At 67.7% G+C, this 23,584-nt stretch carries 23 protein-coding genes; 9 read left to right on the top strand and 14 right to left on the bottom strand.

Annotation, left to right across the window (positions count from 1 at the left end; genetic code table 11):
* Positions 1-5: 5 nt before the first annotated feature.
* Together GO591_RS16010 and GO591_RS16005 are read right to left on the bottom strand one after the other, a co-directional pair.
* Complete coding sequence (locus GO591_RS16010; protein WP_255446946.1) at positions 6-356, bottom strand: alpha/beta hydrolase; 351 nt, start codon at positions 354-356, stop codon at positions 6-8.
* Between the two features lie 49 nt (positions 357-405).
* Entirely contained in the window at positions 406-927 is a 522-nt protein-coding gene (locus tag GO591_RS16005) for an alpha/beta hydrolase (RefSeq protein ID WP_255446916.1), read from the bottom strand.
* 61 nt (positions 928-988) lie between these two features.
* Here GO591_RS16005 and GO591_RS00635 point away from each other — a divergent pair, with 61 nt between their 5' ends.
* The gene (locus tag GO591_RS00635) at positions 989-1,408 is read left to right on the top strand and encodes a MarR family winged helix-turn-helix transcriptional regulator (protein WP_157155041.1); all 420 of its coding nucleotides are present in this window, start codon (positions 989-991) and stop codon (positions 1,406-1,408) included.
* Positions 1,405-2,724 carry an MFS transporter gene (locus GO591_RS00630; RefSeq protein ID WP_198295510.1) on the top strand — a complete coding sequence of 440 codons (1,320 nt, stop codon included), beginning with the start codon at positions 1,405-1,407 and terminating at the stop codon, positions 2,722-2,724. The genes GO591_RS00635 and GO591_RS00630 overlap by 4 nt, the downstream gene beginning before the upstream one ends.
* Before the next feature lie 33 nt (positions 2,725-2,757).
* On the opposite strand, the gene GO591_RS00625 is transcribed toward GO591_RS00630, so the two are convergent.
* The 7 genes from GO591_RS00625 to ddaH all read right to left on the bottom strand — a co-directional run bounded on the left by GO591_RS00625 (position 2,758) and on the right by ddaH (position 10,540).
* Positions 2,758-3,432, bottom strand: coding sequence for a methyltransferase domain-containing protein (locus GO591_RS00625; RefSeq protein WP_157155039.1), 675 nt, complete (start codon positions 3,430-3,432; stop codon positions 2,758-2,760).
* Positions 3,433-3,523: 91 nt separating this feature from the next.
* On the bottom strand, positions 3,524-4,639 hold the full coding sequence (locus GO591_RS00620; RefSeq protein WP_157155038.1) for an acyl-CoA dehydrogenase family protein: 1,116 nt from the start codon (positions 4,637-4,639) through the stop codon (positions 3,524-3,526).
* Between the two features lie 36 nt (positions 4,640-4,675).
* Positions 4,676-5,734, bottom strand: coding sequence for an ABC transporter ATP-binding protein (locus GO591_RS00615; protein WP_157155037.1), 1,059 nt, complete (start codon positions 5,732-5,734; stop codon positions 4,676-4,678).
* Positions 5,731-7,290 (bottom strand): ABC transporter permease, encoded by a 1,560-nt coding sequence (locus tag GO591_RS00610; RefSeq protein WP_198295509.1) that lies wholly within the window; start codon positions 7,288-7,290, stop codon positions 5,731-5,733. The genes GO591_RS00615 and GO591_RS00610 overlap by 4 nt, the downstream gene beginning before the upstream one ends.
* Before the next feature lie 8 nt (positions 7,291-7,298).
* Entirely contained in the window at positions 7,299-8,342 is a 1,044-nt protein-coding gene (locus tag GO591_RS00605; protein WP_157155036.1) for an iron ABC transporter substrate-binding protein, read from the bottom strand.
* 87 nt (positions 8,343-8,429) lie between these two features.
* Positions 8,430-9,707: an ornithine--oxo-acid transaminase gene (gene rocD, locus GO591_RS00600; RefSeq protein WP_157155035.1), complete on the bottom strand. Its 1,278-nt coding sequence runs from the start codon at positions 9,705-9,707 to the stop codon at positions 8,430-8,432.
* Positions 9,704-10,540, bottom strand: coding sequence for a dimethylargininase (ddaH, locus tag GO591_RS00595; RefSeq protein WP_157155034.1), 837 nt, complete (start codon positions 10,538-10,540; stop codon positions 9,704-9,706). The genes rocD and ddaH overlap by 4 nt, the downstream gene beginning before the upstream one ends.
* A gap of 103 nt (positions 10,541-10,643) precedes the next feature.
* Here ddaH and GO591_RS00590 point away from each other — a divergent pair, with 103 nt between their 5' ends.
* On the top strand, positions 10,644-11,081 hold the full coding sequence (locus GO591_RS00590) for an Lrp/AsnC family transcriptional regulator (RefSeq protein ID WP_157155033.1): 438 nt from the start codon (positions 10,644-10,646) through the stop codon (positions 11,079-11,081).
* An 86-nt stretch (positions 11,082-11,167) separates the two neighbouring features.
* Here the strand turns inward: GO591_RS00590 and aceB are convergent, their stop codons facing one another.
* Together aceB and aceA are read right to left on the bottom strand one after the other, a co-directional pair.
* Positions 11,168-12,790 carry a malate synthase A gene (gene aceB / locus GO591_RS00585; protein WP_157155032.1) on the bottom strand — a complete coding sequence of 541 codons (1,623 nt, stop codon included), beginning with the start codon at positions 12,788-12,790 and terminating at the stop codon, positions 11,168-11,170.
* A 76-nt stretch (positions 12,791-12,866) separates the two neighbouring features.
* On the bottom strand, positions 12,867-14,162 hold the full coding sequence (gene aceA, locus GO591_RS00580; protein ID WP_157155031.1) for an isocitrate lyase: 1,296 nt from the start codon (positions 14,160-14,162) through the stop codon (positions 12,867-12,869).
* Positions 14,163-14,293: 131 nt separating this feature from the next.
* Here aceA and GO591_RS00575 point away from each other — a divergent pair, with 131 nt between their 5' ends.
* The 3 genes from GO591_RS00575 to GO591_RS00565 all read left to right on the top strand — a co-directional run bounded on the left by GO591_RS00575 (position 14,294) and on the right by GO591_RS00565 (position 16,941).
* Complete coding sequence (locus GO591_RS00575) at positions 14,294-15,766, top strand: helix-turn-helix transcriptional regulator (RefSeq protein ID WP_157155030.1); 1,473 nt, start codon at positions 14,294-14,296, stop codon at positions 15,764-15,766.
* A 96-nt stretch (positions 15,767-15,862) separates the two neighbouring features.
* Positions 15,863-16,534, top strand: a complete 672-nt coding sequence (locus tag GO591_RS00570; RefSeq protein WP_157157703.1) for a GTP pyrophosphokinase — start codon at positions 15,863-15,865, stop codon at positions 16,532-16,534.
* Positions 16,535-16,551: 17 nt separating this feature from the next.
* Positions 16,552-16,941 carry a toxin-antitoxin system YwqK family antitoxin gene (locus GO591_RS00565; RefSeq protein ID WP_157155029.1) on the top strand — a complete coding sequence of 130 codons (390 nt, stop codon included), beginning with the start codon at positions 16,552-16,554 and terminating at the stop codon, positions 16,939-16,941.
* Here GO591_RS00565 and GO591_RS00560 read toward each other — a convergent pair whose 3' ends face one another.
* Positions 16,942-17,292 (bottom strand): DUF1801 domain-containing protein, encoded by a 351-nt coding sequence (locus GO591_RS00560; RefSeq protein ID WP_157155028.1) that lies wholly within the window; start codon positions 17,290-17,292, stop codon positions 16,942-16,944.
* Complete coding sequence (locus GO591_RS00555) at positions 17,279-17,653, bottom strand: cupin domain-containing protein (RefSeq protein ID WP_157155027.1); 375 nt, start codon at positions 17,651-17,653, stop codon at positions 17,279-17,281. Before GO591_RS00555 ends, GO591_RS00560 begins: the two co-directional genes overlap by 14 nt.
* A gap of 112 nt (positions 17,654-17,765) precedes the next feature.
* On the opposite strand from GO591_RS00555, the gene GO591_RS00550 reads away from it, so the two are divergent.
* Both GO591_RS00550 and GO591_RS00545 read left to right on the top strand, forming a co-directional pair.
* Positions 17,766-18,626 (top strand): hypothetical protein, encoded by an 861-nt coding sequence (locus GO591_RS00550; protein ID WP_157155026.1) that lies wholly within the window; start codon positions 17,766-17,768, stop codon positions 18,624-18,626.
* Complete coding sequence (locus tag GO591_RS00545; RefSeq protein ID WP_157155025.1) at positions 18,623-18,979, top strand: GntR family transcriptional regulator; 357 nt, start codon at positions 18,623-18,625, stop codon at positions 18,977-18,979. Before GO591_RS00550 ends, GO591_RS00545 begins: the two co-directional genes overlap by 4 nt.
* Positions 18,980-19,005: 26 nt before the next feature.
* Here the strand turns inward: GO591_RS00545 and GO591_RS00540 are convergent, their stop codons facing one another.
* Complete coding sequence (locus tag GO591_RS00540; protein WP_232466218.1) at positions 19,006-22,512, bottom strand: proline dehydrogenase family protein; 3,507 nt, start codon at positions 22,510-22,512, stop codon at positions 19,006-19,008.
* Between the two features lie 117 nt (positions 22,513-22,629).
* On the opposite strand from GO591_RS00540, the gene GO591_RS00535 reads away from it, so the two are divergent.
* Complete coding sequence (locus GO591_RS00535; protein ID WP_157155023.1) at positions 22,630-23,529, top strand: LysR family transcriptional regulator; 900 nt, start codon at positions 22,630-22,632, stop codon at positions 23,527-23,529.
* The last annotated feature ends 55 nt before the right edge of the window (positions 23,530-23,584 follow it).

Raw genomic sequence — 23,584 nt, 5'->3', positions numbered from 1 at the left:
CCAGCCTAATCCGAGGGAACGTCGTCCTTGTTTTTGGTGGCGCGCGCGCGGGCGGTCAGCTCGGGGATTCGTGCGCGCAGCCAGGTGAGCAGGTCGGCACGGACATCGTCCTGATTCAGCTCGTTGAACACCTCGTGCCGCGCGTCGGTGTAGACCACCACCTCGATGTCGCTGATTCCCGACCGGCGGGTGTAGGCATCCGCCAGCCGGTGCACGCTCTTCTCGCCGCCGAGGGTGTCGTCGCCGCCGATCATGATGAGCACCGGGATGTCCTGCAAGCGTTTCGCGGGACGGCCGTAGAGGCGCAGCCCGTCGCGCAGGCCGAACAGCCTCAGCACGTTGGCGGTGAAGGTCAGCTCGTCATCGAGGAAGGCCTTGGAGATCGCCGCGTCGCGGCTTAGCCACTCATATCCGGCCGGTATCGCCGAGGGATTTGTGCTTGGCGTTCAGGTCGCCGCCGTTCATCGATCCCGGCATCCGGTATGCCGTGCCGGTGAGCACGGCCGCCGCGTACAGACGGGCATCGGTGTTCAGGATCTTCTGGGCGATCAGCGAGCCGAGGCTGTGCCCGAGCAGCACGATCGGCAGGTCGGCGTGCTCGGCGCGGATGATGCCGGTCAGTTGGCGCACGTCCTCGATGGTGGCGCGGAGCCCGCCCGGGCCGAGTCGGCCGAGCTTGCTGGTGTCGCGGTCCCACTGGCCGAGGCCGGTGCGACCGTGCCCACGCAGGTCGGAGGCGTACACCGCGAAGCCGGCGTTCACCAGCTCCTGGGCGAGGGTTTCGTACCGGGTCGCATACTCGCCGAGCCCGTGAACCAGGTGCAGCACCGCCTTCGGCACCTTGGGCGCCCAGACGTAGTAATGCACCGTGACGCCGTGCGCGTCGTCGAAGCTTCGATCATCGCGGATCGCCGTGAAGGTGGGCACGTCCACATGGTAGGCCTCTGCGGTTTATTTAGCGCCGCTAATTTGCTAAACTAAATAATCCATGACTGACGACACCCTGCCCCACGACCTGCGCCTCTCCATCGGTCGCCTGGCACGCCGTCTGCGTGCACAGAAGGCCGATGACTCGATCTCTGACAGCCAGTTCTCGGTGCTGGCCAGCTTGCAGTGGCACGGCGACTGCACGATCGGCAGCCTCAGCGAGAGCGAGAAGGTGACGCCGCCGTCGATGAATCGCACCGTCAACGCGCTGGAAGCGGCCGGCTACGTCGCGCGCGCCTCCGCCCCCGACGACGGCCGTAAAGTCGTCGTCTCGTTGACCGCGGCCGGTCGCGATCTGGTCCAGCAGACCGCGCTGCAGCGGGACGCCTGGTTCGTCGAACGACTTCGTGCCCTCGATCCCGCCCAGCGCGCTGCCCTAGAGGCTGCCGCACCAGTCATTAAGGAGCTTGCCGAAAGTTGAGCGCCATGTTCCGATCCTTGAGCATTGCGAACTTCCGCCTGTGGTTCGCCGGTGCGCTGATCTCGAACATCGGCATGTGGATGCAGCGCACCGCCCAGGACTGGATTGTTCTCACCGAACTGACCGATAACGACGCCACCGCGCTCGGCATCAACATGGGTCTGCAGTTCGCGCCGCAACTGCTGCTCGTGCCCTGGGCAGGCCTGTTCGCCGACCGGTTCGACCGCCGCAAGCTGCTCATGATCACCCAGATCACCATGGCCGTGCTGGGCTTCGCGCTCGGCCTGGTCGTAGTCACCGGCGTCGCGGAATTGTGGCATGTTTACGGGTTCTCGTTCCTGCTCGGAATCGTCGCCGCGATCGATGCTCCCGCCCGCCAGGCATTCGTCTCCGACCTGGTCAGCGAAAAGGACTTGCCGAACGCGGTCTCGCTGAACTCGGCATCGTTCAACACCGCTCGGCTGATCGGTCCCGCCGTCGCCGGCGGCCTGACGGTACTGATCGGCGCAGGCTGGGTGATGATGATCAACGGCGGCACCTACGCGGCGACCATCGCCGCCTTGCTGCTGCTCAACCGCGAAGCGCTTCGGCCTCAGAAACGCGCCCCCCGCTCGCCCGGCCAGCTGCTGCAAGGCTTCCGATACGTGCGACGGCGCCCAGACATCATGGTGATCATGGTCATCGTGTTCCTGCTGGGAACATTCGGCCTGAACTTCCCGATCTACTCATCGACCATGGCGAGCATTGAGTTCGGCCTCGGGGCTGGCGAGTACGGCATCCTCTCGTCGATCCTCGCCATCGGCTCAGTCGCAGGTGCCCTGCTCGCCGCCCGTCGGGAGCGACCGCGACTGCGAATCGTCTTTGCCGCGGCTGGGGCGTTCGGTGCGAGCCTGCTGCTGGCCGCACTGATGCCGACTTACTGGACGTACGCGGCATCCCTGGTGCTCGTCGGATTCACCTCGATCACCCTGATGACCACGGCGAACGGAACCATCCAGACCACGACCGCGCCGAGCATGCGCGGCCGCGTGATGGCGCTCTACCTGGCGATCTTCGTCGGCGGCACACCGCTTGGCGCGCCGATCGTGGGATGGGTGGCTGACGAATTCGGCCCACGCTGGGCGCTCGGCGTCGGCTCGGCGTCCGGGTTCATCGCGATGGGCGTGGGCATCGTGTGGATGGTGGTGTCGAAGAATCTGCGCATCCGTTACGACTCGTCGCTGCGGCAGCGGTTGTACCTCAGTTACCACGGCGACGGCCGCAAGCAGGCGGAAGAGGATCTCGCCCTGGACGAGTCGGTCGCGCGCAAGGCCTGAGCCGCGCGCCGCTGGTCAGCCGCGCGCCGCTGGTCAGCTGGTCGCCGTGCGGGCGGCGGCGACCACGGACCAGACCAGCCCTCGCTGGCGCTTGCGCAGCTCGAACCCCTGCCTGCGAAGGATGCGCAGCATGTGCTCGGGCGAGTGCACGTAGCCCTGATAAGTCCGCCCCGAGCGCCGGATGAAGAAGTTGCTCATCCCAACCGACATGCGCGCGAACCAGGTCGCCGCCGGATAACTGAACACCACCAGCCGCTTGGCGTGGTTCGCGGCCGCCGCCAGCAGCTGATCGACATTCGGGTAGCAGCAGACGACACGGTGCAGCACGACGATGTCGGCGGGCTCGACTCGCGCGGGCTCGCGGGCGATGTCAACCCCTATGCGGCGAGTGACTTGGTCGGCGACATCCGCTTCAGCAATGAGCCGGGCGGCCTCGGATTCGTAGCCGGGCGAAAGCTCCAGGTTCACCGCGTGGCCGGCGCCACGAGACAGCAACTCCAGCTGGATCTCGCCGACTCCCCCGCCGACCTCGAGCACGGACGCGCCGCTGACTCCGGCTGGGTCCGCCGACTCCGCATAGTCGACGATGAGGCGTGCGGTGCGGGTGAGACCGCGGCGGCGGTAGCGGCGGGCGACGCCGCGCGCGAACCGCTCGTCGAACACCTCGGCGTACTCGGCGGAGCCCTCAGGCCCGCAGCAGTCGTCCATGCCCTCAGTATCCCTGCGACGTCCTGTGTTAGCCGAAAATGCTAGTCGCGACCGCGAAACACTAGCATTTTCGGCTAACTCACGAAGGGGGTTACTCGAGGGGGCCGAGCAGGTGCTGCGCGACCGTCGAGTGCGCCGACTCCGGGTCGCTCGGGTGGAACAGCCCCGCGAGCACATCGCGGTACAGCCGGGACAGTTCGGCCGAGTTGCCGTACGAGCCGCCGCCGGATACCCGGATCGCCTTGTCGACGACGTCGCGGGCGACATCCACCGCGCGGGTCTTCGAGCCGACGAGCAGCCGGAACCACGCGCTGCCATGGTCGACGAGCTCGTCGACATCGCGGGCGAAGGACTCGATCTGTGGCGCCAGGGAATCCAGCGCGATGGCGGCATCCGCCAGCTGCCAGCGGATGTCGGGATCCTGCGCGTACGCCCGGCCGTCGTTCTTCAGTGAGGTGCGCTGCTGGGCCGCCTCGACGCCGAGTTCGAGTGCGCGGTCGGCGATGCCGGCGTAGACCGCGCTGATCAGCAGCAGGAAGTTCGTGAAGATGCCGAAGATGTACGGGTCGGCGCTCGGCCCGACCGGCAGGGTGCGCGAGATTCGCTCGGCGGGCACCACGGCGTTCTCAAGCTTCGTGGTGAAGCTCTGCGTGGCACGCATGCCGAGGGTGTCCCAGTCGCCGAGGGTGCCGTGCCCGGGTGTCTCGCGGGTGAGATAGCCGTGCACGAGCTTCGGGTTCTCGGGATCGCTGTCGTCCCGGCCGAAGATGCCCAGCCGGGTCCAGGCGGGAGCGAGCGACGTGAAGATCTTGGTGCCGGTGAACGCATACGAGCCGTCCGCCTGCGGAACCGCCGCGGTGCGCGAGTCGAACATGACCTGGTCGTTGCCCGCCTCGCTGTTGCCGAAAGCGAACAGTTCCCCGTTCCTGGCATCCTCGAGCACCCAGTCCAGGCTCGTGTCGCCGCGGTCGTGCAGCACCCGGGCGACGCCGACGACGACGTGGTGCATATTGATCGCCAGCGCGGTTGCCGGGGCGTACCTGGCCAGCAGCCGCTGGTTGCGAACCCCCTCGAGCAGGCTCTGCGGCTCGAGGTATCCGGCGTCCTTCAGCTCGGCGAGGTCCTCGTCGAAGAATCGGTTGTCGCGGTCGTAGCCGGGGGCCCGCTCGCGCAGGCGATTGAGCAGGTCATCTGGGAGCTGGGGCACGGATTCAGCGTATCGCGGCGTCGATCCGCGGGTCGATCAGACGGCCGTCGGCACCACGGCGGACGCGTGCGGGTATACCAGCGCCCGATGCGAAACCGCGACCCGTACCCGGTCGCTGCGCTCGGGCAGCTTCGGCGCCGCGATCCGCGCCCGAACCATCACCCCGGAGTCGAGGACAAGGCTGACGAGCGCGTCATGGCCCGCATAGGCGATCGCCGAGACGACCGCATCGGTTCCGGATGCCGCCAGCTCGAGCCACTCCGGACGGAGCACCACGCGCACCGAGTCTCCCTCGCCGGGCACCACGCCCCCAACAGGGTCGGCCTCGAGAAGTCCGAGTGCCGTGTCAACGGACCCGGCCGACCAGCGTCCGTCCAGTTCGACGGTGTCGCCGACGAAGCGCGCCACCCAGGTGGTCGCCGGCCGCTCGTACACCTCGACCGGTGTCCCCCACTGGACGATCCGACCGGCCATCATCACGGCGACATGGTCGGCGAGGGAGAGCGCCTCTTCCTGGTCATGGGTCACCAGCAGGCTGGTCGACTGTTGAAGGCGCAACAGTTCGGCGACCTCGGCGCGCAGCGAGGTGCGCAACAGCGGGTCGAGCGCGGCGAACGGTTCGTCGAGCAGCACCAGATCCGGGCGCGGAGCGAGCGCCCGGGCGAGCGAGACGCGCTGCGCCTGTCCGCCGGAGAGCTGCGATGGAGCCCGGTCGAGGTAGTCGCCGAGGCCGACGAGCGCGGCGAGTTCCGTGATGCGGGCGGAGCGTCCGCCCCCGCGGGCAAGCCCGAAGCCGATGTTCTCGCCGACGGTCAGGTGCGGGAACAATGAGGCATCCTGTGGCACCCAGCCGATGCCGCGCTTCTCCGGGGCGAGTTGCTTGCCGGGGCCGGAGAGCAGTTTGTCACCGACGCGGATGCTTCCGCCGGTGGTCGGCAGCAGGCCCGCGATCGCGCGCAGCATGGTGGTCTTGCCGCAGCCGCTCGGGCCGAGCACCGCGACGAGGGAGCCGCGCGGAATCTGCAGACCGACATCGACGAGCACCGGGGCGCTGCCGTAGCCGACGCGCAGGCCGTCGATCGTGACCCAGCTCACAGCTCCTCCTTCGCGACACCGCGGATGCCCGACAGCACCACCGCGGGAACCGCAGCCAGCAGCACGAGTGCGGCGGCATAGGGTGCTGCAGCGCCGTACTCGAAGACCGCGGTGCGGTTCCAGAGTTCGGTGGCGAGCGTCGAAATCCCGGTCGGCCGCAGCAGCAGCGTCGCGGGCAATTCTTTCATGACCGAGATGGCCACCAGCAGGGCGCCGACCCCGATGCTCGGCAACGCCAGCCGCGCGGTCACCTTCCACCAGGTAGCCAACGGGGACAGCCCGAGCGACCGCGAGACATCGATCAGGCCGGCCGGTACCGAGGCAATGCCGCTCCTGGCCGATCCGATCGCCTTCGGCATGAACAGCACTGCGTAGGCGAACACCAGCACCACCACGGTTTGGTAGAGCACGGGCACCGCCGCGAGTGCGAAGAAGACCAGTGAAAGCCCGACGACGATCCCGGGCAATGCGTTGCCGAGGAAGCCGACCGACTCGATCAGGTTCACCAGTCGGCCGCGGTAGCGGGCGGCGAGAGCGGCGATCGGCAGGGCCAGTACGACCGCGGCGAGCGCCCCGGCGAGCGCGAGCCCGAGGGTCGCCCCGATGGCGGCGAGAAGCCGGGGTACATCGATGTCGCGAATGGTTTCCGCCTCGACGAGCCTGCTGAGCAGCCCGGCGACCGGCACCAGCACACCGGCAACGGGCGACGCGAGCACGAGGGCGGCAAGCGGCGCAAACCAGCGCCGGGCGGCTCGGCGCGGAGGCACGGTGTGTGCCGCCGGGCGCGGAACGTGGCCGCGTGCCCGTCGTTCGCCGGTCACCACGACGAGCGCAAGCACCACCAGCACGAGTGCCAGCTGCGCCGCCTGGTTGCGGTCGAAACTCGCGTTGTAGGCGGCGTTGATGCCCCAGGTCAGCGTCTGGAAGCGCAGCATGGACACCGCCCCGAAGTCGGACAGCGTGTACAGGCACACCAGCAGTGCGCCGGCGATCGCAGCGGGACGCACCTGCGGCCAGGTTGCCGCCCAGAACGCCGACAGTGGTGAGCGACCCAGGGTTCGGGCGACGGCCTCCAGATCGCCGGATGCCCCGCGGAGCGCTGCGGCGACCGGAAGGATCACGTACGGCGTGCACACCGCGGTCATCACCAGCCAACTGGCGAAGAATCCGTTCATCGACGGGATGGCAACCAGCCAACCGTACGCGGCCAGGTAGGAGGGCACCGCAAGCGGCAGCGCCGCGACCAGCAGCCAGAACTTCGGCGACGGCATCCGCACCCGGGTGAGCACCCAGGCCACGATGGTGCCGAGCACCAGGCAGGCAGCAGTCACCGCGAGGGCGAGCAGCACCGAGTTGATGGTCAGCTGCAGAACGCGGCCGCGCAGCAGCGTGGCGAGCAGCTCGGGGATTCCAGCATCCGTGGTTCGGACCACCAGGTAGACCAGCGGAATCGCGGCGGCGGCGGCACTGACCGCGGCGAGCGCGAGCAGCCAGCCGGGCGCGCCGAACGGACGCGCCCGCCTTGGGCGGGCGTGTCCGGTTCGGGCGACCGTCACGGCCGGCCTCAGATGAGGCCGTGCTTGGCCAGCAGCTCCTGGGTCACTGACAGCGACTCGAGGTCAGACAGGTCGAGCTCGGGGTTCACGAGGGAGTCGAGGGCGGGCAGCCCATCGGGTGCGTCAACGCCCTCGACCAGCGGGTACTCGAAAGTCTCGTCCACGAAGTACTGCTGGGCTTCCTCGGACACCAGGTACTGCACGAACTCCAGCGCGTCAGCATCCACAGCCCCAGTGCTGAGGATCCCCGCACCGGTGACATTCACGATCGAGCCCGGGTCTCCGGCCTCAGGGTAGGACAGCTGGGCGCGCATGTTGTCGGCGCCGGTCTCGGCGGCCTGGGCGAACCAGTAGTAGTGGTTGAGCAAGCCGGCTTCGACGACGCCCTCATCGACGGCGGCGAGCACGGCGCGGTTGTTGTCGAAGATCTGTGGGTTGTTCGCGGCGACGCCCTCAACCCAGGCGTCGGCTGCCTCCTCGCCATTGAGCACACGATAGGCGGTGACGAAGGCCTGGAAGCTGGCGTTGCTCGGGGCAATGCCGAACCGGCCCGACCATTCCGGGTCGGTGAAGGCGTCCACGCTCGAGGGAACATCGTCGGCCGTGAGCTTCTGACCGTCGTAGACGATCACTCGGGCACGGCCGGTGACTCCGACCCAGCTGTCGTCAGTCGACGTGAACCCGGCGGGTACCGCGTCGGCGATCTCGGCCGGCAGGGTGGTGAACAGGCCCGCCTCGCTGAGCGCACCGAGTGCGCCGGCATCCTGCGAAAGGAAGACGTGGGCAGGCGTGCGGTCGCCCTCTTCCAGCAGCAGTGCACCGAGCTCGGCGGTGTTGCCGTAGCGGACCTCGACCTCGATCCCGCTCTGCTGCTCGAACTTGTCGATCAACGGCTGGATCAGGGCCTCATCCCGACCCGAGTACAGAGTGAACGCTCCGTCGCTGGTGGCCGTCTCGGTGTCGTCGGAGGTCCCGGATGCCTGGCCGCTTGCGCAGCCGGCGAGGACGAGGGTGCCGGCGACGACGACGGCAAGGCGAGCGATGGTGCGCATGGGACTCCGGGGGGGGTTCGACTAACAGGACCGAAGTTAGGTTAGGCTAACTTTCCCCGCCGCACCAACACTTTCTCTGAACTGGAGTCAGACGCCCAGCTCCGTGAGCACCGCCTCCAGCTGCTCGAGCGCGAACTCGAGGTCGTCCGCGGTCACTACGAGCGGCGGCGCCAGCCGCACGGTGGAGCCGTGCGTGTCCTTGGCGAGCACCCCGCGCTGCATGAGCAATTCGGCGACCTTCCGGCCGGTGGCAAGCTTCGGGTCGATGTCGATTCCGGCCCACAGTCCGATCACCCGCACGTCGAGCACGCCGCGGCCGACGAGTCGCTGCAGCCCTTCGGCGAGCTGCCGTTCGAGCGTCTTGGCCCGCGTCTGGTACTCGCCGGTTTCCAGCAGCTTCACGACCGCGAGGCCGACCGCGGCCGCCAGCGGGTTGCCGCCGAAGGTGGAGCCATGCTCGCCAGGGCGGAGCACGCCGAGCACGTCCTTGTTGCCGACAACCGCGGAGACCGGGACGATGCCGCCGCCCAGCGCCTTGCCGAGCAGGTACAGATCTGGCACGACACCGACGTTGTCGCACTGGAAGGTGGCGCCGGTGCGACCGAGTCCGGACTGGATCTCATCGGCGATGAACAGCACATTGTTGCGGGTGGTCAGCTCACGCACCGCAGGCAGGTAGTCGGCCGGCGGAATCAGGACGCCCGCCTCACCCTGGATCGGTTCGAGCAGCACCGCGACGGTGTTCTCGTCGATCGCGGCCTCGATGGCGGCGAGATCCCCATACGGGACGTTGATGAAGCCCGGCGTGTACGGACCGAAGTCACCCCGCGCGTCGGCGTCGTCGGAGAAGCTGATGATCGTCGTGGTGCGGCCGTGGAAGTTGCCGTTGGCGACGATGATCGAGGCCTTGTCGTGCTCGACGCTCTTGACCCGGTAGCCCCAGGCGCGCGCCACCTTGATGGCCGATTCGACCGCCTCTGCGCCGGTGTTCATCGGCAGCACCATGTCCTTGCCGGCGAGCGCGGCAAGCGCGGTCACGAACGGGCCGAGCTGGTCGTTGTGGAAGGCCCGGCTGGTCAGCGTGATCCGCTCGAGCTGCCGTTTGGCGGCATCCACCAGCACCGGATGCCCGTGACCGAAGTTGACCGCCGAGTACGCGGCGAGGCAGTCGAGGTAACGCTTGCCCTCGACATCCGTCACCCAGGCGCCCTCACCGCTGGCAACCACCACCGGCAGCGGGTGGTAGTTGTGCGCGGTGTGCGCCTCTTCGCGGGCGATCGCGTCGGTGGTGATGGTCTCGACAGGCTCGACCTGCGGGGTGTGCGCAGCCACTTGGTCGATCAACGGGGAGTTGGCGTTCGTCATCGTCTCAGCTCCAGGGTGCAGCACTTGACGCCGCCGCCGCCGAGCAGCAGCTCGGACAGGTCGACGCCGATGGGGTTGTAGCCGCGCTCCCGCAGCTGTCGTTCAAAGCCGGTGGCCCGTGAGGCGATCACGACGTTGTAGCCGTCGCTGAAGCTGTTCAGGCCGAGCACGGTGGCGTCTTCCTCGCTGACGAGGACGGCCTCCGGGTAGCGCTCGCGCAGGATGGCGAGGGATGCCTCGTCGAACGCGCTCTCCAGGTAGGCGATGTTGGTGTCATCCAGCACGGCGATGGCGGTGTCCAGGTGGTAGAAGCTCGGGTTGATCAGCTTCAGGGTGAGGACCTCGCGGCCGAAGATCTCGGCGATCTCCTCGTGGCTGTTCGAGGCGCTGCGGAAGCCGGTGCCGGCGAGGATCGTGTCACCGACCAGCAGGAAGTCGCCCTCGCCCTCGTTGACGTTCTCGGGCTCGCGCACATCGAAGTCGTTGGCGCGGAACCAGTCCATGTAGGCGGGACCCTCGGGCTGGCGCTCCGGGTAGGTGAAGCTCGCGCCGTAGGCGATGTTGTCGATCACGAAGCCACCGTTGGCGGCGTAGACCATGTCGGGCAGCCCCTTGATCGGGTCGATCAGGTGCACGTCGTAGCCGAGGCCGATGTAGGTGTCATAGAGCGACTGCCACTGCTCGACGGCCCGCTCGGTATTGGTCGGGTTCTGCGGGAACATCCACGGGTTGATGCTGTAGACGACCGTGAAGTAGGTTGGTCGGCACATCAGCACAGTGCGCTTCGTGGCGGCGCGTTCGGGCACAGACGCAGCCGGGCGAGTGATGGTCATGCGTACATCCTCACACGCAGATCTCGCAAGTTTTCGCCGAGTTTGCGCACGAAATCGCTGCATTCACTTCCCTCAGTGCAATAAATCTCCATATGCTGTGCGGATGGACAACCTCGATCACGGCATCATCGCTCTGCTCCGCCAGAACTCCCGTGCCGGCTACGGCGATATCGGGGATGCCGTCGGGCTGTCGGCCTCTGCAGTGAAACGCCGGGTGGACCGCTTGGTGGCTGACGGGGTGATCCGTGCGTTCACGATTCAGGTGGACCCGGCGGTCGAGGGATTACAGGTTGAGGCTTACGTCGAACTGTTCTGCCGCGGCACCGTGGCGCCGGAGGAGTTGAAGCGGATCCTGAGCGGAGTGCCGGAGGTCGTCGACGCGGGCACGGTCACCGGGTCGGCCGACGCCATCGTGCACATCAGGAGCCGCGACATCCCGAGCCTCGAAGATGCCCTGGAGCGCGTGCGCAATGCTCCGAACGTTGATCACACCCGCAGCGCGATCGTGCTGTCGCGGCTGGTGCAGCGCGTGCACGACTGACTCTTATTCCGCGTGAGTTAGCCGAAAATGCTAGTCCCGCGGTGGCAGGACTAGCATTTTCGGCTAACTCAGGGATGGGGCGATGGTTACGCCGCGGCCTCCGCAACCTCCGGCTGCTCGATCAGGAAGCGGCTGTAGGCGCAGAGCGTGAGGAAAGTCGGGAACTCCTCGCGCAGGGCGACCTCGCGGAACACCTCGACCGCGTCGTCGATGCGGTCACCGGCCGAGCGCGGCAGGCCGTCGACGACCTCAGCGAGCAGCCGTTCGACGTACTCGCGGCTGATCGTCGTGCCATCCGTGGTCACCGTGTCCTGGTGGATCCACTGCCAGATCTGTGACCGGCTGATCTCGGCGGTCGCGGCATCCTCCATCAGGTTGTCGATCGCGGCGGCACCGATGCCGCGCAGCCACGAGTCGACGTAGCGGATGGTGATCGCGATGTTGCCGCGCACGCCCGCCTCGGTCACCCGGCCGCCGGCCGAGCGGATGTCCAGCAGGTCAGCCGGCGTGACTTCGACGTCGTCACGGCGGCGGTCGACCTGGTTCGCCTTGTCGCCGAGTACCGCGTCGAACTCGGCGCGGGCGGTGGCAATCAGGTCCGGGTGGGCCACCCAGGTGCCGTCGAAGCCGTCGGTGGCCTCGCGACGCTTGTCGGCGCTGACCTTCTCGAGGGCGCGCTCGGTGACTTCCGGGTCACGGCGGTTCGGGATGAACGCGCTCATGCCGCCGATCGCGTGAGCGCCGCGCTGGTGGCAGGTCTTCACGAGCAGCTCGGTGTAGGCGCGCATGAACGGCAGCGTCATCAGGATCTGGTCACGGTCGGGCAGCACGAACCACTGGCCGCGGCCGCGGTAGTTCTTGATGATCGAGAAGACGTAATCCCAGCGTCCGGCGTTCAGTCCGGCGCAGTGGTCGCGCAGCTCGTAGAGGATCTCGTCCATCTCGAACGCCGCAGAGATGGTCTCGATCAGCACCGTGGCGCGGATGGTTCCGTGCCGGATGCCGACATAGGACTCCGCGAAGCTGAAGACGTCGTTCCACAGGCGTGCCTCGAGGTGGTTCTCGAGTTTCGGCAGGTAGAAGTACGGGCCGGAGCCGGTCTCGATCAGCTGCTTCGCGTTGTGGAAGAAGTACAGCCCGAAGTCGACCAGGCTGCCGCTTGCGGCCATCCGGGCACCGGTGCGGTCGGTGTAGCTGAGGTGCTTCTCGACCAGGTGCCAGCCCCGTGGGCGCATCACGATCGTGGGCGTGCGCTCGGCGGTGACCGCGTACTGCTTGCCTTCCGGGCTGGTGAACTCGAGCTGGCCGCGGATCGCATCGAAGAGGGACAGCTGGCCCTCGATGACGTTCTGCCAGGTGGGGCTGGTGGCATCCTCCTGGTCGGCAAGCCACACGTTCGCGCCGCTGTTCAGCGCGTTGATCGCCATCTTGCGGTCGGTGGGTCCGGTGATCTCAACCCGGCGGTCGTGCAGGCCGGGGCCGGCGCCGGCGACCTGCCACGTGGCATCCGCCCGGATGTGCTCGGTCTCGGGCAGGAAGCGCAGGTTGCGGCCGTTGCCGAGGTCGTACCGCACTTGCATGCGCTCGGCGAGGCGTTCGTGCCGCGGGCCGGCGAAGCGGTGGTGCAGTTCGGCGATGAACTCGAGCGCTTCGGGAGTGAGGATTTCGTCGTAACGGTCCCGCAGGGGTCCGTCGATGCGGATGGTCATGATCGTGGCCTTTCAAAGTTTCGGTGGCCCGGGGGCGGGCGACTGCGTCGCGCGCTCCCGGGCCAACGGGTGTGGCTTAGTGGAATTGCTCGGACTCGGTGGAGCCGACGAGGGCGAGGGTCTTGCTCTCAGGGTTGAGAGCGGTGGCGATCCGGTCGAAGTAGCCGGTGCCCACCTCCCGCTGGTGCTTGGTGGCGGTGTAGCCGTCGGCCTCGGAGGCGAACTCGGCCTCCTGCAGCTCGACGTACGCGCTCATCTGGCGCTCCTTGTAGTCACGCGCCAGCGTGTACATCGAGTGGTTCAGGGCGTGGAAGCCGGCCAGGGTGATGAACTGGAAGGCATAGCCCATCGCCGCAAGCTCCTTCTGGAAGCGGGCGATCTGGTCGTCGTCGAGGTGACGCTTCCAATTGAACGACGGCGAGCAGTTGTAGGCGAGCTTCTTGCCGGGGAACTCCTTGTGGATGGCCTCGGCGAAGGTACGGGCGAGCTCGATGTCGGGCTCGGCGCTCTCGACCCAGATCAGGTCGGCGTACGGCGCGTACGCCAGTCCGCGGCTCATCACGGTGTCGATGCCCGGATTGGTCTCGTAGAAGCCTTCGGCGGTGCGCTCCCCGGTGAGGAACGGCTTGTCGCGGTCATCGACGTCTGAGGTGATCAGGTTCGCGGCGAGCGAGTCGGTGCGGGCGATGATGATGCTCGGCACTCCCGCGACATCCGCCGCCAGACGCGCGGCGTTCAGGGTGCGGATGTGCTGGCTGGTCGGGATCAGCACCTTGCCGCCCATGTGCCCGCACTTCTTCTCGCTGGCGAGCTGGTCTTCCCAGTGCACGCCGGCGGCTCCGGCCTCGATCATCGAGCTCATCAGCTCATAGGCGTTCAGCGGGCCACCGAAGCCGGCCTCGGCATCGGCGACGATCGGCTGCAGCCAGTCACGGACCTCGCCGCCCTCCGCAGCCTCGATCTGGTCGGCACGCAGCAGGGCGTTGTTGATGCGGCGGACGACCGCTGGCACCGAGTTCGCCGGGTACAGGCTCTGGTCGGGGTAGGTCTGGCCGGAGAGGTTGGCGTCGGCGGCGACCTGCCAGCCGGAGAGGTAGATGGCCTTGAGCCCGGCGCGCACCTGCTGCACCGCCTGGTTGCCGGTGAGCGCGCCGAGGGCGTTCACGAACGGCTCTTCCTGGATGTACTTCCACAGGTTCTCAGCGCCGCGGCGGGCGAGCGTGCGGTCCTCGCGGACCGTCCCGCGGAGGGCGATGACATCTTCCGCCGAGTAGTTGCGGGTGATGCCGTTCCAGCGGGCATCGGTCTTCCACTGGGTCTCAAGCTCGGCAGCGGTCTGGGTCTGGTCGCCGGGACGGGGTGTGCTGTTCATCGCGTTTTCTCCTTCGAAGCGGTGCGTAAACCCACTGTCCGCGAGATTTGACCCGACCTTCCCGAAATAACCGGCAGAATTTCACGCATTCTTCTATTCCATAGAAGAAGGATGTCTGGCAGCTTGGTGCCATGACCGACACAGTCGTCGACGCCAACCACGATGAACCCATGCTCGACTCGCTGACCATCGGCCGCCGCATCCGTCAACTGCGCACCGAGCGCGGACTGACCCTGGACGATGTCGGGCAGGCCATCGGCCGCGCGGCGTCGCAGGTGAGCGTGCTCGAGAACGGCAAGCGCGAGCCGCGCCTGACCGATCTGCAGGCGATCGCCCGGGCACTCGAGGTGACCCTCGACCAGCTGCTCACCACCGAGGCGCCGTCGAAGCGCGCCGCGCTCGAGATCGCCCTGGAGCGCGCCCAGCGCGGTCCGCTGTTCAACTCGCTCGGGCTGCCGCCGCTGCCGGTGCGGAAGAGCCTGTCCGACGAGGCAATCGAGACCATCCTCGCCCTGCACGCCGAGCTCGACCGGCTGCACCGCGAACGCGCGGCGACTCCGGAGGAGGCGCGCCGGGCGAACACCGAACTGCGCCAGCAGATGCGCCAGAGGGGCAACTACTTCCCCGAACTGGAGGCCCAGGCGCGCAGCCTGTTGGCCGCCGTCGGTCACTCCGGCGGCCCCCTGTCGCAACGGCTTGCCGCCGAACTCGCGGCGCACCTCGGCTTCTCGCTGCACTACGTCGCCGACCTGCCCGCATCCACCCGTTCGGTCACCGACCTGGAGAACGGTCGCATCTACCTGCCGGTGCGCGCCAGCGGCGGCGACCCGCGCAGCACCCTGCTGCAGGCGCTCGCCAGCCACGTGCTCGGCCTGCGGGAGCCCCGGGACTACGCCGAGTTTCTGCGACAGCGCGTGGAAACCAACTACCTGTCCGCTGCGCTGCTCATTCCCGAGCAGAGCGCCGTCGACTTCCTGCGCGACGCCAAACAGCTCAAGCAGCTCTCGGTCGAGGACCTGCGCGACGCGTTCGCGGTGCCGTACGAGACCGCCGCGCACCGGTTCACCAACCTGGCCACTTCGCACCTCGGCATCCCGGTGCACTTCTTGAAGGTGCATGAGTCCGGCACCATTTCAAAGGCGTACGAGAACGACAATGCCGCGTTTCCGACTGATGCCCTCGGCGCGGTGGAGGGGCAGATCGTCTGCCGCAAGTGGAGCGCCAGACAGGTGTTCGCGGTCGAGGACCGGTTCAGTCCGTACCACCAGTACACCGACAAGCCTGCTGGTACCTACTGGTGCACCTCGAGCATCCAGTCAACGGCGCAGGGCGCCTTCTCGGTGAGCCTTGGCACCCCATTTGCGCACGCCAAATGGTTCCGCGGCCGCGACACGACCAACCGTCAGGTGTCCTCCTGCCCGGATCCGGCATGCTGCCGGCAGGCCCCGGCGGCCCTCGCCGACCGCTGGGCGGATCGCTCCTTCCCGAACGCCCGGATGCAGTCCTCGCTGCTCGCGGCGCTGCCGGCAGGCACCTTCACCGGAGTGGACGAGACCGAGGTGTACCGCTTTCTTGAGGCGCACGCACCGACCTCGCCGAGGTAAACGTCAAGCTGGAGTTGGCAGACTTACCCGGTGCACATCGACAGTCCCGAAGAACTCCTCCAGTTGCAGAACCTCCGGGCCGAGTTCACCAGCTTCATGCTCGGCTACAAATTCGGCATCGACGAACTGATGACGAAGATCAACATTCTCAAGGAGGAGTTCACCCAAACCGCCGCCTCCAGCCCGATCGAACACGTGAGTTCCCGGCTGAAGACACCGGAGAGCATCATCGAGAAGGCGCAACGCAAAGGGGTGGAGCTCTCGTTCGAGGCGATCCGCCGTGAGATCGCTGACATCGCCGGTGTCCGGGTCACCTGCAGCTTCATCAGCGACACCTACCGGGTGCTCGAACTGCTCTCGGGGCAGCCGGATGTCACCGTGCTCGAGGTCAAGGACTACATCGCCAAGCCGAAGGCGAATGGCTACAAGAGCCTGCACCTGATCGTCGAGATCCCCGTGTTCTTGTCGAGTGGGGTCGAGAACGTCAAGGTCGAGGTGCAGATCCGCACCATCGCCATGGACTTCTGGGCCAGCCTCGAGCACAAGATCTACTACAAGTACAACCGCACCGTGCCCGCGGCGCTGCTGACGGACCTCAAGCTCGCAGCGGATGTCGCCAGCACACTCGACCGCAGCATGGAGCGCCTGCACGAAGAGGTGCAGGGACTGACCGACGAGACGCCCGCGATCGCACTCCCGGGCTCCGACGTGCGCTTGCCCGAGAACCTGTTGCTCACTCTGCCGCCGCAGCCCCCGATGGCCGTCTGACCTGTCAGAGTAGAGGGATGACCGGGCCGATCAACCAGACGGATGCCAAGGGCCGCAAGATCGGCGTCTGGGAGGAGTACTTCAAGGACGGCGCTCTCGCCGGCCGGGGCTATTACGTGAATGGCGAGAAGTCCGGATATTGGCGGTACTTCTTCCGTAACGGCCAGTTGCGGGCCGAGGGCAACCTCGCCGCGGGCGAGCTCACCGGCTTCTGGGTCTGGTTCACCGAGACCGGCAGCCGGCTGCAGGAAGGCGCCTTCGTCGACGGCGAGCAGGACGGCTTCTGGAAGCGCTGGCATCCGAACGGCAAGCCGCTCGACCAGGGCACCTACGTGCGTGGCAAGAAACGCAACGACTGGATCTACTACAACTCGGACGGCACCGAGAAGAAGTCGCGCAACCGCTGATCAACGGTTGGTGAGTGCCGCCGCCTGCGTCAGCCAGTCCCGAACGAGGTCATCGTCGATCTCGTCGACGTGCGCGAACTTCACCGAGGCAAGGTCGGTAGAGCCAGCGGATGCCTCCAGCCTGCCGGAGGGGTCCGACATCCGTTTCCCGCTCCAGAGCATGAGGGTGACCCAGCGCGGGTAGGCCTTGAAACCGGCGATGGGTGTCTTGCCCTCCATCCACACCGGGTGAGCGTGCCAGAGCTGGGCGGTGGCAGTCGGCAGCTGTTCGTCGAGCAGATCCTGCAGGCGTCCGGCAACTACCCGCTGCGGCGTCGCGAGGGCGCTGATGTACTCGTCAACGGTCGGCATGAATCGGCGCCTCGATATCCACAAGGTCGGACCAGTTCTCCTGCACCATCCGCGGCACCGGGTGGATGTTCACCATCAGCGCGTTGTGCTCGGAGCGGTTCTTGAACTCGTGCCAGGTGTTCGCGGGGATCATCGCGATCGTGCCCGCGTGCAGCATCTCCTGGACGCCGCCCACGATTGCTTCGATCACGCCCTCGATGATCACGAAGGTTTCGACATACGGGTGTCGATGCTTGGCAGCCCCCTTGCCCGGCGGGCTCGTCACAAAGAAGAACGACACCGGCGACCCGTGGTCGTCCCCCTCGAAGCGGCCGGCGCCACCGGTCTCGGCGATGAGCTGTGCGATCTCCACGGTGTTCATTGCAGGCTCCAATCCCTCCCCGCCATCGTTGACCGGTCTGTTGCATCCGTCAATCGCTTTGTAGTGCTACATTGGTACAAACAACGGGACAATCATGGACGGAAGGCTCACGATGCCCTGGATCATTTACGCAGTCTTGGCGGTCGCGCTGGTCGCAGCGCTGGTCTCGCCACTGGCCAAGCCGGACAAATTGGTCGACCAGTTCGCACGGACAGTGAACCTGGCGATCGACTCCGGCAACGCCGAGCGGATCACACAGCGCGTGATCAGGCGTCAGCGCGCCAGCGCGGTGGCGACTGCCGCAGGCAGCCTCGCTCTTTTCGGGATATTGCTGCTCGCACCGGATGTCGCCGCCGGCCGACCCATCGGCATGATCGTGATCGCCACCCTCGCGCTGGCGACCGCGATCGGTTTCGGGTACGCCGCCTTGACTGAAGTGATCGATCGCCCGCATGACACAGTGCGCGTGGCCAGGATCCCGTCCGCGACCGCCCCGGACTACGTCCCCGGGTATGAGCGGTGGGGCGGCCGAGTCGCGGCGTCCCTCGCGGGTCTGACCGGGCTCGGACTCGCCGCGATCAACGGCGCTAGCGGCGGATGGACGACGCATGCGGTCCTGCCGGGAGTGCTCGGATGCGTCTCGCTCATCGTGCTTGCGGCGGTCGAGCTTACGAGCAGCCGCGTTGTGGCTCGTCCGCAGCCGGCTGGCACCACGATCGACCTGGCATGGGACGACGCCCTGCGGTCGTCCGTACTGCGCGACCTGTACGGTGCCATGATCATGGGCGGGTGTGCCGTCGTCGCGATCGAACTCGTACTTCCGGCTCCCGGCTTACCCTCGATGCTGACGGTGGTGTTGCCGTTCGCGGTGGTGCCGTTGTTCCTCGCCGTTCTCGTCCTCGGCGTCGTGTCCCGCGCGTCCCGCCCGCGGCTGCATTACCAGCGCCGCCTCTGGTCGGAGATGGCGTCATGATCATCAGCATCGACGCGAAGAGTGCCACTCCCCCGTTCGAGCAGCTCAGGCTGCAGGTGATCGAGCAGGTGCGCGCCGGCACGCTTGCCGCTGGAACCCGGCTGCCGACCGTGCGCCGGCTGGCCGAGGATCTCGGCATCGCGGCGAACACCGTCGCCAGGGCTTACCGCGAACTCGAGGCTGACGGCGTGATCGAGACCCGCGGACGGAACGGGTCGTTCGTGTCGGCCCATGGCGACGAGACCGAGCGGGCCGCGCAACTCGCCGCGCGGGACTATGCCGCGCGCATCCGGCACCTGGGCGTCTCGCCCGATGCGGCGATCGCCCTGGTCACCGCGGCTCTGCGCGACTGAGCCGCCCCCGTTGAACCGTGCGGGGTTTACAGCTTCAGCTCCGCCATCGGCCGGTCGGGGTTGCCGAACCGGTGCGCGGTGAGCGACACCGCCTGCTCGTGCACGAAGACCAGCAACTCGACCCGGCCGGCCGTGGTCACCGGGCCGGCGTAGATGGCGACATCCGGTGACCCGCCGAGAGCCGACGCGAGCTCCTCGACCGAGCCGCCGATCAGCCGCACCCGCCGGGTGCGCAGTTCACCGGACGCGACACGCCCGAGCCACGCGGAATCGGTCTCGACCGTGATCGATTCCACCATCGCGGTGTCGGTCGACAGCGGCGAGCCCGGCGCGGTCAGCCGCGACACCAGGTCGGCCGGCAACGGGATGGCCGAGCTGATCGAGATGCGGGCGCGTGCAATGGTGGCGCCCACGATCAACCGCACCAGGTCGCCCATCGACGCACCTTCCGACAGGCGAAGCGTCACCGGAACGCTGCGGTAGCGGAACACGTTCCGCTCCACGCCGAGCTGCGACACGTCACGCGAGATGCCGAACTCGGACGTCCAGGCGGCGGCGTCGAGCACCGCGGCCTTGCGCACCCGGTCGAACTCGACGTAGTCCATGCCGGGCTGCGCGGCGGTGATCACGGATGCCACGGACTCGGGCACTCCGGTCAGCTTGAGGTTCGGCTTTGGTTCGGTCTCCACCGGCTGCCACGAGCCCAGGGTCAGCAGGTAGTTCGGGCCACCAGCCTTCGCGCCCGCACCAACCGACGAGCGCTTCCAGCCGCCGAACGGCTGCCTGCGCACGATCGCGCCGGTGATGCCGCGGTTCACATAAAGGTTTCCGGCCTGCACACGGTCGCTCCAGAGCAACACCTCGTCCGGGTCGAGCGAGTGCAGCCCCGCCGTGAGCCCGTAGGCCGGCGCGTTCTGCAGCTCGATCGCCTCGTCGAGCGTGCTCGCGGTCATGATGCCGAGGATTGGCCCGAAGTACTCGGTGAGGTGGTACTCGGAGCCCGGCCGCACGCCGTCGCGCACGCCCGGCGACCAGAGCCGGCCGCTGTCGTCGAGCTGCTTCGGCTCGATCAGCCAGGACTCGCCCTCGCCGAGCGTGGTGAGCCCGGTGGCCAGCTTGCCCTTGGCCGGCTCGATGATCGGGCCCATGATCGTGGTCGGGTCATCCGGCAGGCCGACCCGCAGGGTCTTCACGGCGTCGACCAGCTGCCGGCGGAACCGCTCCGAGCGGGCGACCGAGCCGACCAGGATCACGAAGGACGCCGCCGAGCACTTCTGCCCGGCGTGCCCGAAGGCGCTCTTGACCACGTCGTTCACGGCGAGGTCGAGGTCGGCGTGCGGGGTGACGATGATGGCGTTCTTGCCGCTGGTCTCGGCCAGCAGCGGCAGGTCCGGCCGCCACGACCGGAACATCTCCGCAGTCTCGTAGCCGCCGGTGAGGATGACCCGGTCGACCGCCGGGTGTGCAACCAGCTGCTTGCCGAGGGTGCCCGAGTCGAGGTTCGCCAGCACGAGCAGGTCGCGCGGGATGCCGGCCTCCCAGAGCGCCTCCACCATGACCGCAGCGGTGCGCCGGGCGGTGCGGGCGGGCTTGATGATCACGGCGCTGCCCGCGGCGAGCGCGGAGAGCACGGACCCGGTCGGGATCGCGATCGGGAAGTTCCACGGCGGGGTCACCACGGTCAGAGTCGACGGCACGAACCGGGCGCCCTCGATCTGGTCGAGCAGGCGCGCCTGCTCCGCGTAGTAGTGCGCGAAGTCAATGGCCTCGCTCACCTCGACATCACCCTCGGCGAGGGTCTTGCCGGTCTCGGAGGCGGCGACCTCGATCAGCCGGCCGCGGTAGGCGGCGAGCACCTCACCGGCCCGGTCGATCACTGCGGCGCGCTCGGCGGCGGGCGTGCCACCCCAGGCGCCGCCGGCGTGGACGGCGGTGGCGATCACCTCTTCGAGGCGCGCTTCGTCAGCAATGGCGGATGCCTCGAGCGTCTGGTTGCCGAGGGTGCTGTCTGCGCTCCTGGCGATGATCGCACGTCCCCAGACGCGGTTGGCGGCGATCGCGGGGTCGGTGTCCGCAGTGTTGCTGAAGTCGGGCGACCGGTTCTCCAGCGCGGCGAGTTCGGCGGCAGCATCCGACCGGTCCTGAATGCGGTTCGGGCTCGGCACCTCGGTGGTCAGCGCGGCAATCGACGCGCGGAAGCGGTTCGCCTCGCGGTCGAACACCTCGGAATGCTCGGCCAGGTCGAACAGGCCGCTCATGAAGTTCTCGGGGCTGGCGTTCTCTTCCAGCCGACGCACCAGGTAGCTGATCGCGGAGTCGAACTCGTGCGGGTGCACCACGGGCGTGTACAGCAGCAGCCCGCCGACCTCGCGCTTGACCGCCTCGGCCTGTCCGGTGGCCATGCCGAGCAGCATCTCGAACTCGACCCGGTCCTGCGCGCCGCGCTGCTTGGCGAGCAGCCAGGCAAAAGCGAGGTCGAACAGGTTGTGTCCGGCGACGCCGATCCGCACCGCGTCGGTGCGTTCCGGGGTGAGCGCCCATTCGAGCACGCGCTTGTAGTTGGTGTCGGTCTCCACCTTGCTCGACCAGGTCGCGAGCGGCCAGCCGTGCACGGTCGCGTCGACGGTTTCCATGGCGAGGTTCGCGCCCTTGACCACGCGCACCTTGATGCCGGCGCCGCCGTTGCGCCGTCGCTCGGTCGCCCACGCGTTCAGTCGCTGCATCGCCGACAGGGCGTCGGGCAGGTAGGCCTGCAGCACGATACCGGCTTCGAGGTTCTTCAGCTGCGGCTGGTCGAGCAGCTTGGTGAACACCGCGATGGTCAGGTCGAGGTCGCGGTACTCCTCCATGTCGAGGTTGATGAACTTCGGGGTCGCCGCGGAGGCCGCCAACTCATAGAGCGGCGTGAGCCGGGTCACCACGCGCTCGACGGTCTCGTCAAACGCCCACATGTTCAGTTGGCTGACGATCGATGACACCTTGATCGAGACGTAATCGACGTCGTCCCGCTCCAGCAGGGCGCGGGTGCCGGCGAGCCGCCGGTCGGCTTCGGCGTCGCCGAGCACGGCTTCGCCGAGCAGGTTGAGGTTTAGCCGGACGCCGCCTTCACGCAGGTGCGCGAGGCTCTTGTCGAGCTTCGCCGGCGTGGCGTCGATGACCAGGTGGCTGACCATTGACCGCAGTACCCCGCGCGCGATGGGGATGATCGGCCACGGCAGCAGCGGCGCGAAGGAGCCACCGAGGCCGACGGCCGTGCGCAGGTACCAGGGCAGGAAGCCGGGAACCAGGTGGCTGACCCGCTCGAGGTTCTTGCCGGCGACCCGCAGGTCTTCGGGGCGCACCACCCGGTCGACGAAGCCGAGGGTGAAGTCGAGGCCCTTCGGGTCCTTGAGCACGCCTGCGAGTCGCTCGGCGCTCTTGTCTGCCGGCACGTCGCGGCTCTCGTCGAGCCAGCGCCGCACGGTGCTGACGACATCGTCGGCGAGCGTCTCGGGCAGCGCCGGACGAGTGAACGAGGTGGGGGTCGTGCTCACGGGGATCAGCCTCACAAATCAGGGTGGATGCGACCAGTCTGCGCCAGCCCTCACATTAGATAAAGCGACTCGTTTTGCACGATATTGTTCACTTCTACTTACCAATGGAGGTAACCAGTGCTCGATATTCGCAGACTACGCCTGCTGCGCGAGTTGAAGATCCGCGGCACCCTCGCCGCCGTGGCCGACGCGCTGGCATACAGCCCCTCGGCGGTCTCGCAACAGCTCGGCCTCCTCGAGCAGGAGGCAGGCGTGCCACTCCTCACCAAGTCGGGCCGCCGCGTGCTGCTCACCCCGCAGGCGGAGATCCTCGTCGAGCACACCACCGGGCTGCTCGAGCGGCTCGAGCTGATGGAATCCGAGATGAACGCCTCACTCAGCGAGGTCGCCGGCACGGTGAAGCTTGCCGTCTTCCAGTCGGCCGCGCTCGGCATCATCCCGCAGTCGCTCACGCTTCTCTCCGAGCGCTACCCGCGGCTGCGGGTCGAGGTCACCCAGCGCGAGCCCGAGAGCGCACTGGCCTCGGTGTGGGCGCGGGAGTTCGACCTGGTGATCGCCGAACAGTACCCCGGGCACTCCGCCCCTCGTCTGCCGGAACTCGACCGCGACGTGCTCATCTACGACCGGTTGCGGCTAGGGACGAGGAAGGCAAGCGGCATCCGATCGATCGCGGATGCCGCAAGCCTGCCATGGGTGATGGAGCCACGGGGCACGGCATCGAGGCACTGGGCCGAGCAGACCTGCCGGGCGGCAGGCTTCGAACCCGATGTGCGCTTCGAGACCGCCGACCTGCAGGCGCACATCCGGTTGACCGAATCGGGCAACGCCGTGGCCCTGCTGCCCGACCTGGTGTGGGCGGGCGACGAACCGGTGCTCGACATGGTCGAGCTACCCGGCTCCCCCGCGCGCACGGTGTTCACGTCGGTGCGCGAGGCGAGCGCATCACGCCCGGCGATCACGGCGGTGCGGTCGGTGCTCGAGCAGGCGGTGGGCTTCCTCGGCCAGCCGCGCCGTTAACGCACGGTGCCCCACGGCTAGGCCGCGGGGCACCGGACGAACGGGTTGTTATTGC

The sequence above is a fragment of the Diaminobutyricimonas sp. LJ205 genome, assembly GCF_009755725.1.
Taxonomy (GTDB): domain Bacteria; phylum Actinomycetota; class Actinomycetes; order Actinomycetales; family Microbacteriaceae; genus Ruicaihuangia.
Note: the sequence above shows the minus strand (reverse complement) of the source record. Positions and strands in the feature narration are given on the sequence as shown.